Annotated in this window: 15 protein-coding genes; 14 read left to right on the top strand and 1 reads right to left on the bottom strand. The window is 64.9% G+C overall.

Annotation, left to right across the window (positions count from 1 at the left end; all coding sequences use genetic code 11):
* The first annotated feature begins 13 nt into the window (after nt 1-13).
* The 9 genes from QM615_RS04050 to secA all read left to right on the top strand — a co-directional run bounded on the left by QM615_RS04050 (nt 14) and on the right by secA (nt 12,355).
* Nucleotides 14-1,117, top strand: coding sequence for an alkane 1-monooxygenase (locus tag QM615_RS04050; RefSeq protein ID WP_149405447.1), 1,104 nt, complete (start codon nt 14-16; stop codon nt 1,115-1,117).
* A gap of 123 nt (nt 1,118-1,240) precedes the next feature.
* Nucleotides 1,241-2,725: an adenosylhomocysteinase gene (gene ahcY / locus QM615_RS04045; protein WP_149405448.1), complete on the top strand. Its 1,485-nt coding sequence runs from the start codon at nt 1,241-1,243 to the stop codon at nt 2,723-2,725.
* A gap of 11 nt (nt 2,726-2,736) precedes the next feature.
* Nucleotides 2,737-3,402 (top strand): dTMP kinase, encoded by a 666-nt coding sequence (locus tag QM615_RS04040; protein ID WP_283347043.1) that lies wholly within the window; start codon nt 2,737-2,739, stop codon nt 3,400-3,402.
* Nucleotides 3,403-3,406: 4 nt separating this feature from the next.
* A complete protein-coding gene (gene mtrA / locus QM615_RS04035) occupies nt 3,407-4,084 on the top strand; it encodes an MtrAB system response regulator MtrA (protein ID WP_027496508.1) in 678 nt (225 codons plus the stop codon).
* Complete coding sequence (mtrB, locus tag QM615_RS04030; RefSeq protein WP_149405450.1) at nt 4,081-5,766, top strand: MtrAB system histidine kinase MtrB; 1,686 nt, start codon at nt 4,081-4,083, stop codon at nt 5,764-5,766. The genes mtrA and mtrB overlap by 4 nt, the downstream gene beginning before the upstream one ends.
* Nucleotides 5,763-7,541 (top strand): MtrAB system accessory lipoprotein LpqB, encoded by a 1,779-nt coding sequence (lpqB, locus tag QM615_RS04025; protein WP_411742139.1) that lies wholly within the window; start codon nt 5,763-5,765, stop codon nt 7,539-7,541. The genes mtrB and lpqB overlap by 4 nt, the downstream gene beginning before the upstream one ends.
* Nucleotides 7,542-7,588: 47 nt before the next feature.
* Nucleotides 7,589-8,272 (top strand): ComF family protein, encoded by a 684-nt coding sequence (locus QM615_RS04020; RefSeq protein WP_283347042.1) that lies wholly within the window; start codon nt 7,589-7,591, stop codon nt 8,270-8,272.
* A gap of 200 nt (nt 8,273-8,472) precedes the next feature.
* The gene (gene hpf, locus QM615_RS04015; protein WP_149405452.1) at nt 8,473-9,141 is read left to right on the top strand and encodes a ribosome hibernation-promoting factor, HPF/YfiA family; all 669 of its coding nucleotides are present in this window, start codon (nt 8,473-8,475) and stop codon (nt 9,139-9,141) included.
* A 307-nt stretch (nt 9,142-9,448) separates the two neighbouring features.
* A complete protein-coding gene (gene secA / locus QM615_RS04010) occupies nt 9,449-12,355 on the top strand; it encodes a preprotein translocase subunit SecA (protein ID WP_283347041.1) in 2,907 nt (968 codons plus the stop codon).
* Between the two features lie 37 nt (nt 12,356-12,392).
* On the opposite strand, the gene QM615_RS04005 is transcribed toward secA, so the two are convergent.
* On the bottom strand, nt 12,393-12,968 hold the full coding sequence (locus QM615_RS04005) for an Rv3235 family protein (RefSeq protein WP_283347040.1): 576 nt from the start codon (nt 12,966-12,968) through the stop codon (nt 12,393-12,395).
* A gap of 185 nt (nt 12,969-13,153) precedes the next feature.
* On the opposite strand from QM615_RS04005, the gene QM615_RS04000 reads away from it, so the two are divergent.
* The 5 genes from QM615_RS04000 to QM615_RS03980 all read left to right on the top strand — a co-directional run bounded on the left by QM615_RS04000 (nt 13,154) and on the right by QM615_RS03980 (nt 19,159).
* Nucleotides 13,154-14,599 (top strand): WS/DGAT/MGAT family O-acyltransferase, encoded by a 1,446-nt coding sequence (locus QM615_RS04000; protein ID WP_269593514.1) that lies wholly within the window; start codon nt 13,154-13,156, stop codon nt 14,597-14,599.
* An 11-nt stretch (nt 14,600-14,610) separates the two neighbouring features.
* Nucleotides 14,611-15,135, top strand: coding sequence for a DUF6912 family protein (locus QM615_RS03995; protein ID WP_068045663.1), 525 nt, complete (start codon nt 14,611-14,613; stop codon nt 15,133-15,135).
* Between the two features lie 124 nt (nt 15,136-15,259).
* Nucleotides 15,260-16,375 carry a ferredoxin reductase gene (locus QM615_RS03990; RefSeq protein ID WP_094642485.1) on the top strand — a complete coding sequence of 372 codons (1,116 nt, stop codon included), beginning with the start codon at nt 15,260-15,262 and terminating at the stop codon, nt 16,373-16,375.
* 108 nt (nt 16,376-16,483) lie between these two features.
* Nucleotides 16,484-17,785, top strand: a complete 1,302-nt coding sequence (locus QM615_RS03985; RefSeq protein ID WP_283347039.1) for a fatty acid desaturase family protein — start codon at nt 16,484-16,486, stop codon at nt 17,783-17,785.
* A 123-nt stretch (nt 17,786-17,908) separates the two neighbouring features.
* Nucleotides 17,909-19,159, top strand: a complete 1,251-nt coding sequence (locus QM615_RS03980; RefSeq protein WP_283347038.1) for a fatty acid desaturase family protein — start codon at nt 17,909-17,911, stop codon at nt 19,157-19,159.
* Nucleotides 19,160-19,165 lie beyond the last annotated feature (6 nt).

The following is a 19,165-nucleotide window of genomic DNA, read 5'->3' as shown; positions in this document are numbered from 1 at the left end:
ACGATATCTATGGATGCTGGGGCTACTGGCCCCGGCGTCGGCATTGCTGCCGTCGCAGTTGGTCTACTGGACGGGCATGCCGCTGTTCTGGTGGAGCGGCGTGCTGGTGTTCTTCGTGATCATTCCGGTGATCGACGTGATCGCAGGCGAGGACGGGCACAATCCGGACGCTTCGGCCAGTGAAAAGCTGCAGAACGACCGGTACTACCGGTGGTGTACGTACCTCTTCCTGCCCGTTCAGTTCGTCGGGCTCTTCGTCGCCTGCTGGATGTGGGCGTACGGCGATCTGAGCGTGGTGGACAAGATCGGCCTCGCGGTCACAGTCGGTCTGGTGGCAGGTACCGGCATCAACGCGGCCCACGAACTGGGCCACCGCATCGAGCAGCACGAGCGGTGGCTGGCCAAGATCGCCCTGTCTCAGACGCTGTACGGGCACTTCTTCGTCGAACACAACCGCGGACACCACGTTCGAGTGGCGACGCCCGACGACCCCGCGAGCGCACGACTGGGCGAGAGCGTGTGGAGCTTCGTGCCGCGCAGCACGATTCTGGGCCTCGGCTCCGCATGGAAGCTCGAGTCGCAGCGACTTCGGCGCAAAGGCCGCTCGGTCGCAAGCCCGACCAATGCCCTGCTGCACACGTGGCTGCTCAGCCTGGTGCTGTTCGGCGCGCTGTTGATCGTGTTCGGCTGGTCCATCGCGCCGTACCTGCTGTTGCAGGCCGTCGTCGGATTCGTACTGCTCGAGATGGTGAACTACGTGGAGCACTACGCCCTGCTCCGGGAAACCAACGATCGCGGCAGATACGTTCGGTGCTCGCCCCGCCACAGCTGGAACAGCGACAGGATCTGCACCAACATATTTCTGTACCACTTGCAGCGACACAGTGACCACCACGCCAATCCGGGCAAGCGCTACCAGACCCTGCTCTCCTGCGACGAGGCTCCGCAGCTCCCTGCCGGCTACGCCTCGATGGTGATGCTCGCCGCAATTCCGCCGCTGTGGCGTCGGGTCATGGATCCGCGGGTACTGGCGCACTACCAGGGAGATATCACCCGAGCGAACATCCTGCCCCGCAAACGGGCTCGAATCCTGGCGCGAGCCGGACGAAACGGATAGCGCGGGTCTCGACAATCGGTCGCAGGCGACAGGCTCCACCTCTGCACTTCCGGGCAGTCGGAGCCCGAAGCGTGCGGACCCGATAGCCTGGACGGCAGACACTCAGTCAACAGGAGAGGCAAGATGACGACCTCAGTTACGTCAGGATCGGCACTCACCGTGGAACACCGCGGTGGAATCGACTTCAAGGTCGCGGACCTGTCCCTCGCGGAATTCGGCCGCAAGGAAATTCGGCTCGCCGAGCACGAGATGCCCGGCCTGATCGCGCTGCGTCGCGAATACGCCGACGTACAGCCGCTCAAGGGAGCGCGAGTTTCGGGATCGCTGCACATGACCGTGCAGACCGCGGTGCTGATCGAGACGTTGGTTGCGCTCGGAGCCGAGGTGCGGTGGGCGTCGTGCAACATCTTCTCCACCCAGGATCACGCAGCAGCGGCCGTCGTCGTCGGCCCGTACGGCACCGTCGAGGAGCCCAAGGGCGTCCCGGTGTTCGCGTGGAAGGGCGAGAGCCTCGAAGAGTACTGGTGGGCGGCGGAGCAGATGCTCACCTGGCCCGATCAGCCCGCCAACATGATTCTCGACGACGGTGGCGACGCCACGATGCTGGTACTGCGCGGCGCGCAGTTCGAGAAGGCAGGCGTGGTTCCGCCGACCGACGACGATCACGATTCGGACGAGTACAAGGTGTTCCTCGGCCTGCTGCGTCGTTCGCTCGAGGCATCGAAGTCCAAGTGGACCGAGGTTGCCGCGTCCGTGCAGGGCGTCACCGAGGAGACCACCACCGGCGTGCTGCGGCTGTACCAGTTCGCAGCTGCGGGTGAGCTCACGTTCCCCGCCATCAACGTCAACGACTCCGTCACCAAGAGCAAGTTCGACAACAAGTACGGCACCCGCCACTCGCTGATCGACGGCATCAACCGCGGCACCGACGTCCTCATCGGTGGCAAGGCCGTTCTGGTCTGTGGCTACGGTGACGTGGGCAAGGGCTGCGCCGAGGCGCTCAAGGGCCAGGGTGCACGCGTGACCGTCACCGAGGCCGACCCGATCAACGCCCTGCAGGCGCTCATGGACGGCTTCGACGTGCGCACGGTCGAGGAGTTCATCGAGCAGGCCGACATCGTGATCACCTCGACGGGCAACCTGTCGATCATCACGTTCGAGCACATGCGCAAGATGAAGCACCAGGCCATCCTGGGCAACATCGGCCACTTCGACAACGAGATCGACATGGCCGGTCTGGAGAAGGCCCCCGATGTCACGCGGATCAACATCAAGCCGCAGGTCGACGAGTACCAGTTCAAGGACGGGCACTCGATCATCGTGCTGTCCGAGGGCCGTCTGCTCAATCTCGGCAACGCCACGGGCCACCCGTCGTTCGTCATGAGCAACAGCTTCTCCAACCAGGTCATCGCTCAGATCGAACTGTGGACCAAGCCGGACGAGTACGACAACGAGGTCTACCGCCTGCCCAAGCACTTGGACGAGAAGGTCGCGCGCATCCACGTCGAAGCGCTCGGTGGCTCGATCACCAAGCTCACCAAGGAGCAGGCCGAGTACATCGGCGTCGACGTCGAGGGCCCGTACAAGCCCGAGCACTACCGCTACTGACCGCACCGTCAGTGGGAAAACTGTTCGTCATCGAAGGAGTCGACGGAGCGGGCAAGAACACGCTCGCCCGTCGGCTCGTTTCGGCGTGGCAACGTGAGGGCCTGTCGGTCGAGCGCATCGGGTTTCCCCGGTACGGCCGGTCGGTGCACGCCGATCTGGCGGCCGAGGCGTTGCACGGCGAGCACGGTGACACCGCGGGCAGCGTGCACGCGATGGCTCTGATGTTCGCGCTCGATCGCCGGGACGCGGGCGACGAGATCCGAAAGTTGCTCTCGGACAACGATATCGTTCTCCTCGATCGGTACGTGGCATCCAATGCCGCCTACACCGCGGCTCGGCTGGAGCAGTCCGCGGACGGCGAGGCCGTCGAATGGATCAGGTCGCTCGAATTCGACCGATTCGCCGTGCCCGTTCCCGATGTCCAGATTCTCCTCGACGTCCCGGTGGCGCTCGCCGCCGAGCGTGCGGCGGCCCGTGAGAGTGCGGACGTCGCTCGAACCCGGGACGCCTACGAGAGGGACGGCTCACTGCAGAGCCGAACCTCGGCTGCGTACGGCAGGCTCGCGGCCTCGCACTGGGTGTCACCGTGGCGAGTCGTCACAGCCGACGTCGATCCCGATCGACTCGCCGCCGACATGTTCAATCAGCCATCAGGCGTTCGGAAAGTGACACCATAGGACCATGAAGCCTCGGATTCTGGTTGTGGACGACGATTCGGCTCTGGCGGAGATGCTCACCATCGTGTTGCGCGGTGAGGGATTCGAGCCTTTCGTGGTCGGCGACGGTACCCAAGCACTGGCGGCCGTGCGCGAGAACCGGCCGGATCTGGTGCTGCTGGATCTGATGCTTCCCGGCATGAACGGCATCGACGTCTGCCGCGTCCTGCGTGCCGACTCGGGCGTGCCGATCGTCATGCTGACGGCCAAGACCGACACCGTCGATGTCGTACTGGGTCTCGAGTCCGGTGCGGACGACTACATCATGAAGCCCTTCAAGCCGAAGGAACTGGTCGCTCGTGTTCGTGCGCGCTTGCGCAGGACCGAGGACGAACCCGCCGAACTGCTGTCCATCGCGGACATCGTCATCGACGTGCCCGCCCACAAGGTCAGTCGCGGTGACGAACTCGTCTCCCTCACACCGCTCGAATTCGATCTGCTGGTGGCACTGGCGCGCAAGCCACGTCAGGTGTTCACCCGAGAGGTGTTGCTCGAACAGGTCTGGGGCTACCGCCACGCGGCCGACACCCGGCTGGTCAACGTGCATGTGCAGCGTCTGCGCGCCAAGGTCGAGAAGGATCCGGAGAACCCCGAGGTGGTGTTGACCGTGAGGGGGGTCGGCTACAAGGCCGGACCGCCGTGATCCGTCTTTCCCATTCTCGGCGGCGAATCAACGGCAAGTTCTCTCCCGTACTGCGTTGGTTTCGTTCGCTGAGTACGTCGCTGGGCCATGCCTGGCGTCGATCACTGCAGCTGCGCGTCGTCGTGTCGACGCTGACGCTGTCCCTGGTGGTCATCCTCATCCTCGGGGTGGTGTTGACCTCTCAGATCACCGACCGACTACTCGAAGCGAAGCTGTCCGCCGCCACCGAGGAACTCGACCGTTCGCGGACCACCGTCGAGGGCAACCTCGCCGGGGCCGACGATTCGAGCGGGCTCGCGACGCGCCTCGAACGAGCCAGGGCGGCGCTGACCAATCAGGACCTGGACGCCGCGTCGACCACCGGGTCGGCGGGATCGTTCGATCCGGTCCTGATCGTGGAAGGCGACGCCACCCGCGCGGAGGCCTCGGTGGGCCCGGTCGATCAGATCCCGAACAGCCTGCGCGACTTCGTCAAGAAGGGCCTGATCAGTTCGCAGTACGCGACGGTGACCGACAGCGACGGCGGGTACTCCGGCTCGGCGCTGATCATGGGATCGCCCACCGGATCCGACATCTCGGCCCTGCAGCTCTATCTCATCTTTCCGTTGGCCAGCGAGGATCGCACGCTCTCGCTCGTACGCGGCACGTTGTTCATCGGCGCAGTGGTGCTGTTGGTGCTGCTCGCGGCGATTGCGATGCTCGTCGCACGTCAGGTGGTTCTGCCCATTCGTTCGGCGTCGAGGATCGCGGTGCGGTTCGCCGACGGCAGGCTCAAGGAGCGCATGCCGGTCCGCGGCGAGGACGACATGGCCAGACTCGCGATGTCCTTCAACGAGATGGCCGAGAGTCTCTCCAAACAGATCACCCAGCTCGAGGAATTCGGCAACCTCCAGCGCCGATTCACCTCCGACGTCAGCCACGAACTGCGCACCCCGCTGACCACTGTTCGGATGGCCGCAGACCTCATCCACGACGCGAGCGACGACCTGGAGCCTGCACTCAAGCGATCCTCGGAGCTGCTGGTCAACGAGCTCGACCGGTTCGAAACCCTGCTCGGTGACCTGCTCGAGATCAGCCGGCACGACGCGGGCGTGGCCGAGCTGGCCGCCGAACAGCTCGACCTGCGAATGTGCGCCCGGGCGGCAGTGTCGACCGTGCGGCACCTGGCGCGCGAGACCGGCACCGAAGTGATCGTCGACATGCCCGAGACCGCAGTCATCGCCGAGGTCGACCCCCGACGGGTGGAACGGATTCTGCGCAATCTGCTGGCCAACGCACTCGACCACGGCGAAGGCAAGCCGGTCCTGCTGCGGCTGCGCTCGGACGCCGACGCGGCCGCATTCGTCGTGCGTGATCAGGGAGTCGGTCTGCGACCAGGCGAAGAGAAGCTGGTGTTCAACCGGTTCTGGCGCTCGGATCCCTCCCGCGTTCGACGATCCGGAGGCACCGGCCTCGGGCTGGCGATCAGCGTCGAGGACGCCCGCTTGCACGACGGTAAGCTCGAGGCGTGGGGAGCACTGGGCGAAGGCGCATGCTTCCGACTCACTCTGCCGCTCGTGCGCGGGCACAAGGTGATCGGATCCCCACTGCCCCTCAAACCCAGCACCAAGAAGTTCGCACAAGGACAACCGATTCCCGCGATCACCGCAGCCAAGACAGCCACGTCGGAGCCCGCGACGTGATCTTCTCGTGCCGTCGCACCCGAGTGCTGGCGATGTGCGCGCTCGTCGTCGCCCTCGTGAGCGGATGCGCCAGCCTTCCCGAGTCGTCCAGCCCCCAGGCCATCGGCACCCTGACCGCAGGTGCCGTGCCCACCAGCGCTCCGGCCCCGGAGCCGGGACGCGAGCCCGACCGCCTGCTGGACGACTTCTTCGAGGCCAGCGCCGTCTCTGCCAACAGACACCAGGCCGCCCGGCAGTTTCTCACCGAGGAGGCGTCGGGAACCTGGGACGACGGCGCACGGACGGTCGTGGCGGATCGGATCGACACCCTGTCCGGTCCACGAACCGCAGACACCGCGCAGTTCACGATCCGCTCGGCGACGGCCGGGATGCTTGCCTCGGGCGGCGAGTACCAGGCCGGATCGGACACCTTCGACGCCGCGATCGAGATGGCACGGGTGGACGGTCAGTGGCGGATCTCGAAACTGCCGCCCGGTGTCGTCATCGATCGATCCGCGTTTCTGAACACCTATCAGCAGCGATCGCTCTACTTCGTCGACCCGCTCGGTGGCGTACTCGTGCCCGATGTGCGGTGGACCAGCGGATCGCAGGACCAGCTCGCCAACCAACTCGTGCAACTGCTCATCGACGGCCCCAAGTCCGCGCTGTCGGCCGCGGTGAGCAACGAACTGTCCGACGACGTGAGTATCCGCGGGCCCATCACCAAGGCCGATGGCCAGACCTCACAGGTGGGGGTAGGACTCGGTGGTATCAGGATCGACTTCGGCGGCCTGCAGAACAAGGGTGATCGCGACCGCGAACTGCTTGCTGCGCAGGTGATCTGGACCCTCGCCTCGGCCGAGGTCGCCGGACCCTACGTGCTGCTCGCCGACGGTCAACCGATCGACACGACCAAGCCCGACGGGTGGACGACCGCAGGTGTCGACTCCTTCGATCCGCTGGGCAGTACCGGCGACGGTGTCGGACTGCACGCACTCGCGTCCGGCCAATTGCTTCGCGTCGACGAGGCGGAGACCACTCCCGCTCCCGGGTACTTCGGGCAGGCCCGCAATCTGCGCTCGGTGGCCCTGTCCAACGACGGCACGCTCGTGGCAGGAGTCGCGGACACCGGACGGCCCGCCCCTGCGCCGTCGAGCACGCTCATGGTCGGCAGCTACGACGGCGGCGCGTTTCCCGTGGCCGAGGGGCAATCGATCACCCGGCCCACCTGGGGAGCCGACGACAACGCGGCCTGGGCGGTGATCGACGGCACCAACGTCATCCGGGCCGCCCGCGATCCTTCCACCGGCCAGGTGTCGGTGATACCCGTCGAGGCCACCGCCGTCACGACACTCGGCAACCGGGTCACCGAACTGCGACTGGCTCGAGACGGAGTGCGAGCGGCGCTCATCGTCGACGGCGTCGTGTACGTGGCAACGGTGGTGCGCGAGCCCTCGGGCGTGTACTCCCTCACCGAGCCGAGGGCCGTGGCCATCGGACTCGGTAGCGACGCCACGAGTTTGGACTGGAGTACCGGCGACACCATCGTGATCGCGCGGGTCGCGACCGACACACCGGTGGTCCAGGTGAGCGTCGACGGATCCCGGATGGATCCGTTGCCGTCACGCAACCTGACCACTCCGGTGTTGGCGGTCGATGCCTCGCCGGAAACGGAGTACGTGGCCGATGCACGGGCCGTGTTCGCCCTCAACAACTCCGATCCGGTCGGCGACCGGTACTGGCGTGAGGTCACCGGTCTGGCCGGAGTGAAAGCTGTGCCCATTCTGCCCGGCTGACGTCGGTCGCAGATGTCTGTCGGTGGGCCGGGGCAGACTCCGCATCCATGCGGACGCTCCTCGATCTGGTTCTGCCCCTCGAGTGCGCCGGGTGCAGTGTGCCGGGGGAGCACTGGTGCGGAGGGTGTTCTCTGGCCCTGTTCGTTCCGCCCGTCGCCGTTCGGCCACGAGTCGATCCCGGTGTGCCCTGCTGGTCCTTGGGTACGTACAGCGGGCCGCGCCGCAGTGGTGTGATCGCACTGAAAGAGCGAGGTCGGCGGTCGGTGGCCCGGCCTTTCGGGCGAGCGCTCGCCGAGGCCGTCGGACATCTACGCGACGCGGGTGAGATCGATCCACCGGAGCTGAGTTCGCTGATTCTGATCTGCGCACCCTCTCGGGCTCGTGCGGCGCGGGCTCGTGGGGGCGATCCCGTTCTGCGATGCGCTCGAGTCGCTGCCGAACAGTTGGCACCGGAGCGTGTGCTCGTTCCCGAGTTGCTCCGCATGACCGGTGGAGTACGTGATTCGGTGGGACTGTCGGCGGGCCAGCGGCAGCACAACGTGGCAGGGCGGATCGAGGCCGTCGGGGTGGCTCGTTCGCGCGCCGACGCACGTGCGACGCCTTCGGCGGACTTCACCGTTCTGCTGATCGACGACGTCGTCACCACCGGTGCCACGTTGGCCGAATCGGCAAGAGTGCTAACCGATTTCGGAGTGCCGGTGGCCGGAGCGCTGGTGGTGGCGAGTGCGTGACGGCGGAGTGGAAGGACACGCCGACAACCAATTCGGGGTGAACGGTGGCACACGAGTCGATGACCGACTAACGTCGCGGACACGCACCGACTGGACCAGATGTGAGGTGATGCCCCGGACTTTGATGCCGGAAGGTTCCCCATTCGGCATGCACACTTGCCACGTCCAACAGTGGGCGTGGCCGATATCGGGAGGTACGCGTGACGACCCCTTCACAAGCCTCGGTTTTCTTCGACGAGAAGCCCTCTGAAGAACCCGCCAAGAGCAATGCGGACGTCGTGGTCAAGGGCCGCAACGTCGAGATACCGGATCATTTCCGGATATACGTCTCCGAGAAACTGGCTCGCCTCGAGCGCTTCGATCCCTCCATCTACCTGTTCGACGTCGAACTGCAGCACGAACGAAATCGCCGCCAGGCCAAGGCATGTCAACGCGTGGAGATCACCGCGAAGGGCAAGGGCCCGGTCGTTCGAGCCGAAGCGTGCGCCGACAGTTTCTATGCCGCACTCGAAGCGGTGACGTCGAAACTCGAGAGCAGACTCCGGCGCACCAAGGACCGTCGCAAGGTTCACTACGGCGAGAAGCGGCCCGTATCCGTCGCCGAGGCCACTGCCGAACTCGCCGAGGACGACACGCTGGCACTCGACCCCGAGACGAAACTCGACTCCTTCGAGGACGACCAGAGCGGCCCGGGGCACATCGTGCGGACGAAGACCCACTCGGCCGCACCGATGAGCGTCGACGACGCACTGTACGAAATGGAACTCGTGGGCCACGATTTCTTCCTGTTCCACGACAGCGCAACCGATCGCCCCTCGGTCGTGTACCGACGGCACGCCTTCGATTACGGCTTGATCAGACTCACCTGACCGGACCGATCGGGACGGTTCGACACGTTCGCCGTCCGTGAAATCTTTTCACCGCTGCAGGCTCGACGCCGGAGACTCGATCCCCACGTCGAGCCTGCAGTGCTGTGTCGGTGTTGTCCGAATGGCCGACCGGCGATCTCCGACGACCGATAGTCGGGCTGCCGGGTTCACAGCGACACCGCCTACCATGGACGCGTTCGGGTTACCCGCCGCGCAGATGTCGTGGTGACGAACCCGTGAGCTCGTGCAGTATGCAGTGTTGTTCGTACCAGTACCCGTGAACCGAGGATCGAGGACGAGAAAGCCCGTGCCGTCGCTGTCGTTTTCCAAGCTGCTCCGTGTCGGTGAAGGTCGCATGGTCAAGCGGCTCAAGAGCATCGCCGACCACGTCTCGACCCTGTCTCCGGACGTCGAGAGCCTCTCCGACGACAAACTGCGCGGCAAGACCGCGGAGTTCAAGGAGCGGTACTCCGCAGGCGAGACCCTGGATCAGCTCCTGCCCGAGGCCTTCGCCGTGGCCCGTGAGGCGTCCTGGAGAGTGCTGTCGCAGCGGCACTTCGACGTACAGGTCATGGGCGGTGCCGCTCTGCACTTCGGCAACATCGCCGAGATGAAGACCGGTGAGGGCAAGACACTGACGTGTGTTCTCCCGGCTTACCTCAATGCCATCTCCGGCGAGGGTGTGCACGTGGTGACGGTCAACGACTACCTCGCCAAGCGCGACTCGGAGTGGATGGGCCGCGTGCACCGCTTCCTCGGTCTCTCGGTCGACGTGATCCTGTCCGGCATGACCCCGGTGGAACGCCGCGCCGCGTACGCCGCGGACATCACCTACGGCACCAACAACGAGTTCGGTTTCGACTACCTGCGCGACAACATGACGCACTCGCTCGACGACCTCGTGCAGCGCGGCCACAACTTCGCGGTCGTCGACGAGGTCGACTCCATCCTCATCGACGAGGCCCGTACGCCGCTGATCATCTCGGGACCGGCCGATGCGTCGAGCAAGTGGTACGGCGAGTTCGCCCGTATCGCGCCGATGCTCAAGGTCGACACCCACTACGAGGTCGACATCCGCAAGCGGACCATCGGTGTGCACGAGGCAGGCGTCGAACTGGTCGAGGATCAGCTCGGCATCGACAATCTGTACGAGGCCGCCAACTCACCGCTGGTGAACTACCTCAACAACGCGATCAAGGCCAAAGAGCTCTACACCAAGGACAAGGACTACATCGTCCGCGACGGCGAGGTCATCATCGTCGACGAGTTCACCGGCCGCATCCTGGTGGGACGCCGCTACAACGAGGGCATGCACCAGGCGATCGAGGCCAAGGAGAAGGTGGAGATCAAGGCCGAGAACCAGACTCTGGCCACGATCACACTGCAGAACTACTTCCGCCTGTACGACAAGCTGTCGGGCATGACCGGTACCGCCGAGACGGAGGCCGCCGAGCTCCATCAGATCTACGGACTCGGCGTCATTCCGATTCCGACGAACCGTCCGATGGTCCGAGTGGACAACGGCGACCTGATCTACAAGACCGAAGAGGCCAAGTTCGACGCGGTCGTCGACGACGTAGTCGAGCGGCACGGCAAGGGCCAGCCGGTCCTCATCGGCACGACGAGCGTCGAGCGATCGGAGTACCTGTCGAAGCAGTTCACCAAGCGCGGCGTCGCACACAACGTGTTGAACGCGAAGTTCCACGAGCAGGAAGCGACGATCATCGCCGAGGCGGGCCGGCAGGGCGCGGTGACCGTCGCGACCAACATGGCCGGTCGTGGTACCGACGTCGTGCTCGGCGGCAACCCGGACATCCTCGCCGACCTGCAGCTCCGGAAGCAGGGCTTGGACCCGGTCGAGACCCCCGAGGAATACGAGGCTGCCTGGGAGCCTGCGCTGGAAGAGGTCAAGGCGCAGGTCAAGGCCGATGCCGATACCGTGCGCGAGGCCGGTGGGCTGTACGTCCTCGGTACCGAACGGCACGATTCGCGCCGCATCGACAACCAGCTGCGAGGCCGCTCCGGTCGTCAGGGTGACCCGGGCGAATCGCGTTTCTACCTCTCTCTCGGCGACGAGTTGATGCGTCGATTCAACGGCGGCGCACTCGAATCGATCATGACTCGGCTCAACCTGCCCGACGACGTCCCGATCGAAGCCAAGATGGTGTCCAAGGCCATCAAGAGTGCTCAGACGCAGGTGGAGCAGCAGAACTTCGAGATCCGCAAGAACGTTCTCAAGTACGACGAGGTGATGAACCAGCAGCGCACCGTCATCTACGAGGAGCGCCGCCGCATCCTCGAAGGTGCGGACATGGAGGGCCAGGTCGAGGGCATGATCACCGACGTGATCACCGCCTACGTCGACGGTGCCACCGTCGAGGGCTACGTCGAGGACTGGGATCTGGAACAGCTCTGGACCGCGCTGAAGACTCTCTACCCGGTGGGAATCGACCACAAGGTCCTCTCCGGCGAGAACGAGGACGGCGAGAAGGGCGACCTGACCCGCGACGAATTGCGTGAGGCGCTGCTCGAGGACGCGCGATCGGCGTACGCCAAGCGCGAGGCCGAGATCGACGGCATCGCCGGCGAGAACGGAATGCGCGAACTCGAGCGTCGAGTTCTGCTGTCGGTTCTCGACCGCAAGTGGCGCGAGCACCTCTACGAGATGGACTACCTCAAGGAAGGCATCGGCCTGCGCGCGATGGCGCAGCGCGACCCGCTGGTCGAATACCAGCGTGAGGGCTACGACATGTTCCAGGGCATGCTCGACGGCCTGAAGGAGGAGTCGGTCGGCTTCCTGTTCAACCTGCAGGTCGAGGCCACACCGGCTCCGGCAGGTCCGGCAGCCTCGGCAGGTCTCGCAGTGGCTCCCGGACTGTCCTCTCCGGTGGGCTCCGGCCGCCCGGCAGCGACACCCGCCGCAGCACCTGCACCGACGGCACCTGCACCGACGGCTCCCGCACCCACCGCTCCTGCACCCGCTGCTCCTGCGGTGCCCTCGGCGCTGCGGGCGAAGGGTCTCGACGAGCAGGAAGACCAGAGACTGACCTTCTCCGGTCCGGCAGAGGGCGGCGGCACTGCCGTTCGTCGATCCGGGCCGACCCCGACCGGCAGCGAGTCCGCGGCCGAGGGCACCCGCCGCGAGCGTCGCGAGGCGGCGAGAACTCAGAGCAAGGCCCCCAAGAAGGCAGCTCGCTCCAAGCGCAAGAGGTAGTTCACGACGGTCGCGTCGCCTCGGGGCGACGCGACCCTCACCCCACTCGCAACGACGTGACCGTCCACCCGGGCCGGCGCGGGTCGATGGCGAGCTCGATTCGGCCCGCGAAGGCGAACATACGTGGGCCGCGAGTGTACGAGCCGAAGATCTCGGCCGAGACATCCGACTGATACGCCACATGCACTCGACGCACTGCGGCGAATCCGAGTCGCCTTCCTGGCGGTGGGTTTCGCACTATGGTCCGCACCAGGTCGATCATCGAGGCGGTGAACAACGGCGACAGCTGGTCTGCGCTGCGTCGTCGATCGATCACCTCGATCATCATGCGCATCGCCCGGTCGGCACTCGAGCGCGCATCGGCGGGCACCGTCGGCCGGCCGGGAGGCTCGATGCGCCGTCGAGAACGGTTGCTGCGCACGGAGGGCCGGTGTCGGGCGGGCGGCGAATCGGTGATCGCCGCTGGATCCCACGTGTGCACGGCACCGGAGCTGAGCGGCGGCTCGAACGGAGCGGCACGCGAGAGAAAGCAATGATGTTCGGCGCGGAGTTGCGGGCCCGGGGCCGAGGTGTCCGCGATGTGCGGCGGGTCGTTCGATTCGATGACGCTCACACCGACATTGACGGTCCGAGCGCGCGTTCGGTTCCCGCCGAAACCCGGGAGCAACACGCGACACGGTCCTCGAACGACCCCGAGACCGACATTCGTCCGCCACGTACTCTAAGTTCGAGCACACTGCGCGCTCGGCCACAGGAATCGGCGCGTACTTCACGCGAGGACGGGGACTGGAACACGCGATGGCGACCAGGCTGACAGCGCAGGATGCGTCGTTCTATTTTCTCGAGGCCAGTAGCAGCCCGATGCACCTCGGGTCGCTCGCCATCTTCCGGACTCCGCGCAGTGGATTCAGCTACGACCGTCTGCTGTCGTTGGTCGAGCAACGCCTGGCATTGGTTCCCCGGTACCGGCAGAAGGTGCGTGAGGTCGCCTTCGGGCTGGCCAGGCCGGTGTGGGTCGACGACGCGGATTTCGACATCACCTACCACATCCGCCGTTCGGCACTACCCAAGCCGGGTTCGGACGATCAGCTGCACGATCTGATCGCGCGGCTGACCTCGCGCCCACTCGATCGCACCCGTCCGCTGTGGGAGATGTACCTGGTCGAGGGGTTGTCGAAGAATCGTTTCGCCGTCTTCACCAAGTCTCACTCGGCGCTGGTCGACGGTGAACACGCGCTCGACATCGGTCAGGTCATTCTCGATGCCAGCAAGAATCCGCCGCCGATGGCCGAGGAACTCTGGATGCCCGCGCGCGAGCCGAAGGATTCGGCGTTGGTCATCGATGCTCTCACCGACTTGGTGGTACGTCCGGGGGAGAGCGTCGAGGCACTGCGCGGCGCGGTCCACGGCGCTGCCGGTGTCGCGGGTGGAGCCTTGCGGGCCGCAGCGAAGGTCGCGGCCGTGCTGCGCACCGCGACCCAGAGCGCGCCGTCGAGTCCGCTGAACGCCCCGATCTCGCGAAACCGCAGATTCGCGGTGGCCAAGACCGAGCTCGCCGACTACCGCAGAGTGCACAACAGGTTCGGCTGCTCGATCAACGACGTGGTGCTCGCTGTCGTCACCGGGGCACTGCGCAATTGGTTGCTCTCTCGAGGCGAGCCCGTCACGGCGTCCTCCACGGTGCGGGCCATGGTGCCCATGTCGGTGTACGTCTCGGCCGATCGGGTCGGTTTCGGAGATGCGGCCGATCGGCCGGTCGAGGCGACCGAGGAAGATCGCAGCGAGGTCTCGTCGTTTCTCGTCGACCTGCCCGTCGGTGAATCCAATGCCGTGGTGCGCCTCTCGCACATAGCGCACGCCACCGAGGCCCACTCCAAGCAGAGTCGCGGCGTCACCGCTCAGACATTGATGCGCATCTCCGGATTCGCGCCTGCGAGCCTGCACGCGATGGGCGCGCGAGCGGGTAGTCGGCTGTCCCAGCGGGTGTTCAATCTGATCGTCACCAATGCCCCCGGACCACAGTTCCCGCTGTATGTGGGCGGTGCGCGCATGCTCGAGATGTATCCGGTGTCGCCGCTGTTCGAGAACCAGGCGATGAGCATCGGGCTGACGTCCTACGACGGCTACGTGTTCTTCGGGCTCAATGCAGATCGAGGTGCCATGCCCGATGTGGACGTCGTCACGGCGCTTCTGCACGAGGCGTTGGAAGAGTTGGTCGACGCGAGTAACGAATCGAGAGTGTGAGGTCTTCTGTCATGCGTGTCTACGTTCCGGCGACGCTGGAGTTCTTGAAAGTGCTGTCGGCGGAGGGCGAGTTCAGCCCGGTCTCGCGCACGGCCTTCGCGGTGACACCGACACTGCGTGAGGCGTACTCGTCCGGCGACGACGAGGAACTTTCCGAGGTGGCGATGGGGGAGGCAGCTCGGGCCTCTCTGCGGCTGATCGCCGCAGCGGTCGACGACGAGACCGACACCGGGACAGTCGCCGAAGGGGTGGTGTACCGGAGGGCAGTGATCGCGGCCGATGTCGACGATCCCACTCTGCGTCCCGATCTGGACGACGCCGTCGTCCGGCTCAAAGAGCCGTTGCGGATGGATCAGGTCGCGTCGGTCCACGTCGATCTCGAAGGTGCCGAGTCGGCGGTCGCCAAGGCCGTCGCCGCGGTCGATGCCGCGGACATGGGAGACGAGGATGCGGAGTTCGTGCTGGGAGACGCCGAGGATCACACGCTCGCGTGGTACGCCCCGCAAGAGTTGTCGTTTCTGCTCGAACTGCTGTGATTCCGTCGTGTTCGTTCGCACACGATTCACACCGACACAGGTGTTCCCGAACCCGAACCTACGGTAGCGTAACCTCGATGACCGCAAGCGGTTCAGTATCTCGATCGAGGGGATGGAACACCCGATGGATCTGAAGAAGTGGCTGGAGGCTCCGGCGGCCGGAGTATCGGCCCCCAAGCGTCCGAGACTGAACATGGTGCGTGGTGCCTTCACCCGCATCACCACCCCCTTGTTGCCCGACGACTACCTTCATCTCGCCAATCCTCTGTGGTCCGCACGCGAACTTCGCGGCCGCATCGTGCGAGTGGAGAAGGAGACCGCCACGGCGGTGACCCTGGTGATCCAGCCGGGTTGGGGCTTCAATTTCGACTACCGGCCCGGCCAGTACATCGGGATCGGGTTGCACCTTGGTGGGCGATGGCACTGGCGTTCGTACTCGTTGACCTCCCCGCCGAACTGGGAAGACAAGCTGATCTCCATCACCGTCAAGGCGATGCCGGAAGGCTTCCTCTCCTCGCATCTGGTCGGCGGTGTGCCGCAGGGGACCATCGTTCGGCTGGCCGCCCCGAAGGGCAATTTCGCGCTGCCCGTGCCGCCGCCGAACAAGATCCTGTTCGTCACAGCCGGTAGCGGCATCACCCCGATCATCTCGATGCTGCGGGCCTTGGATCGCCACGGCGACATGCCCGACACCGTGCACATCCACTCGGCACCGACCGAGGACGAAGTCATGTTCGCCGCCGAGATCGCTGCGCTCGAGAAATCTCATCCGAACTTCACCTCGCACGTGCAGCTGACACGATCGGACGGCAAGTTCGCACTCGCCTCGCTCGACGAGCTCTATCCCGACTGGCGCACGCGCGACACCTGGGCGTGTGGACCGGCAGCACTGCTCGAGGAGATCGAGAAGACCTGGAAGCGAGAAGGAATCGAGGACCGGCTTCATCTGGAGCGGTTCGAGATCTCGCGCGCCGATACCTCCGGTGCCGGCGGCACCGTCACGTTCTCCAAGTCGGACAAGAAGACCACTGTCGACGGCGCGACCAGTCTGCTCGAAGCAGGCGAGAACGTCGGAGTTCAGATGCCGTTCGGCTGCCGGATGGGTATCTGCCAGACATGTGTGGTGCCGTTGACTTCGGGGCATGTCATAGACCTGCGTTCCGGTAAGGAACACAGCGAGGGCGACCGCGTCCAGACGTGCATTTCCGCAGCTGCGGGCGACTGCACATTGGAACTGTAGGTCTGTTTCTCGCACACTGCCTTCTCAGACTGTTCGGTTACGCTTACGTAGGTTGCCCACGTCGAAACCCGATATTTCGGGCACTGCACTCAACTGTTGGAGGACCCGGTGGCCATCACCGACATCAAAGAGTTCGCTCATCTCAGCGAAGCGGACATGGAAGCGTTCGGTCGCGAACTGGATTCGATTCGTCGAGACGTCGAAGACAGCCGTGGCGAGCGCGATGCCGCATACATCCGTCGGACCATCAGACTGCAGAGGTTGCTGGAGCTCGGCGGCCGCGCGGTGCTGCTCGGCAGCAAGTATCGGCCTGCTTGGATCGCCGGCACAGCGATGCTCAGTGTCGCCAAGATCATCGAGAACATGGAGCTCGGTCACAATGTGATGCACGGGCAATGGGACTGGATGAACGATCCGGAGATCCATTCCACCTCGTGGGAGTGGGACCAGACCGGGCCGTCCGAGCAGTGGAAGCGAGCCCACAACTACTCGCACCACACCTACACCAACATCGTCGGCATGGACGACGACATCGGCTTCGGCATTCTGCGCATGACTCGTGACGAGCCGTGGAAGCCGATCAATCTCGTTCAGCCGCTTGCCAACATCGTGCTGGCCACCACCTTCGAGTGGGGCATCGCGCTGCACGATTACGACGCTCAGAAGCAGTTGGACGGCGAGGACCAGAAGGGTCTGCTGAAGTCTCCGGCGAGCCGCGCTTTCGCGCGCAAGATCGCCAAGCAGGTCGGCAAGGATTTCGTCCTGTTCCCGGCACTGTCCGGCCCGGCGTGGAAGTCCACGTTGACCGCCAACGCCACGGCCAACCTGGTCCGCAATCTGTGGGCCTACGCGGTGATCTTCTGCGGTCACTTCCCCGATGGCGCCGAGAAGTTCACGATCGGGCAGTTCGAGACCGAGACACGCCCCGAGTGGTACCTGCGTCAGATGCTGGGTAGTGCCAATTTCGAGGCCGGTCCGGTCATGGCCTTCATGAGCGGCAACCTCTGCTACCAGATCGAGCACCACATGTTCCCGGATCTGCCAAGCAACAGGTACTCGGAGATCGCCGAGAAGGTGCACGCTCTGTGTGAGAAGTACGATCTGCCGTACACCACAGGATCGCTCGGCAAGCAGTACTTGCTGGCGCTGCGGACCATCCACAAGCTGTCGCTGCCCGACTCGTGGTTACGCGCCACGTCCGACAACGCTCCCGAAACGTCGTCCGAGCGACGATGGCGGGAGGGCGATGCGCCTACCGTCCACGCGCTCAGAATCGATCCGCTCACCGGGCAGCGTCGAGGTCTGCGTTCGGCAATGCAAGAGGCACGGGTGAGCTTGCGCAACGCCAAGAAGGAAGCCAAGCGTCAGGCCAAGAGCCTGCGTCGCTCGGGTGACCGCGTTCCGTTGTGAATCGTCACACAGATTTCCGCCACTAACCTACGGGACCGTAACTTACGGTACGGTAGGCGACGGAATTGCACATGGCCTGATTACGCGAGCTGTGTGTTCACGACTGCCAGGAGGTTGTATCCCATGGCGATTACGGACGTCAAAGAATACGCGCATCTGACCGATGCCGACATCGAGGCGTTGGGCCACGAGCTCGACTCCATCCGACGTGACATCGAAGCGTCCCGCGGCGAACGCGACGCCCGGTACGTCAAGAACACGATCCGCCTGCAGCGATCCCTCGACATCGGTGGCCGGGCCGTGCTTTTCGCCAGCCGCAAGCGTCCCGCTTGGCTGGTCGGCACCGCCATGCTCGGGGTCGCGAAGATCATCGAGAACATGGAGCTCGGCCACAACGTCATGCACGGCCAGTGGGACTGGATGAACGACCCGGAGATCCATTCCACGTCGTGGGAGTGGGACAACACGGGCCCGTCGGCTCACTGGAAGCAGACGCACAACTACATCCACCACAAGTACACCAACGTGCTCGGCATGGACGACGACGTCGGCTACGGTCTGCTCCGCGTCACCCGCGATCAGCGGTGGAAGCCCTTCAACATCGGCAACCCCGTCTACAACCTGCTGCTGCAGTTGTTCTTCGAGTACGGAGTGGCGCTTCAGCACCTCGAATTGGGCAAGGTCGCCAAGGGCCGAGTGCCGCGCGAGGAATTCGAGCAGAAGCGGCGCGAGGTGCTCGAGAAGGTCGGCAAGCAGATCGGCAAGGACTACATCCTGCACCCGTTGCTGACCGGGCCTGCCTGGAAGAGCACGTTGACGGCGAACATCGTCGCCAACATGATGCGCAACGTGTGGACCAACACCGTCATCTTCTGTGGCCATTTCCCGGACGGTGCGGAGAAGTTCACCAAGTCCGACATGGAGGGTGAGACGCAGGGGCAGTGGTACCTGCGTCAGATGCTCGGCAGCGCGAACTTCAATGCCGGTCCCGTCATGGAGTTCATGAGCGGCAACCTCTGCTACCAGATCGAGCACCACCTGTTCCCGGACCTCCCCAGCAACCGCCTGCGGGAGATCAAGGTTCGAGTGCTCGAACTGGCGGAGAAGTACGACCTGCCATACACGACCGGTTCGATCGTTCACCAGTACTTCCTGTCCTGGCGAACCATCGCGAAGCTGTCGCTGCCGAACAAGTACCTGAGGGCGACCAGCGACGACGCTCCCGAAACGGCGTCCGAGCGCAAATGGGCCGACGCGCCGGCGGGCCTGTTCACCGTCGATCCCGAAACCGGCAAGCGTCGTGGTTTGCGCACCGCCATCGCAGAAACAAAGAAGCGCAAGGGAATCCGCAGGCTGGTCGGTAAGGCCGCGTAAGCTCTG

Origin of the sequence: Rhodococcus sp. IEGM 1341 (assembly GCF_030056895.1) — a bacterium.
Lineage (GTDB): Bacteria > Actinomycetota > Actinomycetes > Mycobacteriales > Mycobacteriaceae > Rhodococcoides.
Note: the sequence above shows the minus strand (reverse complement) of the source record. Positions and strands in the feature narration are given on the sequence as shown.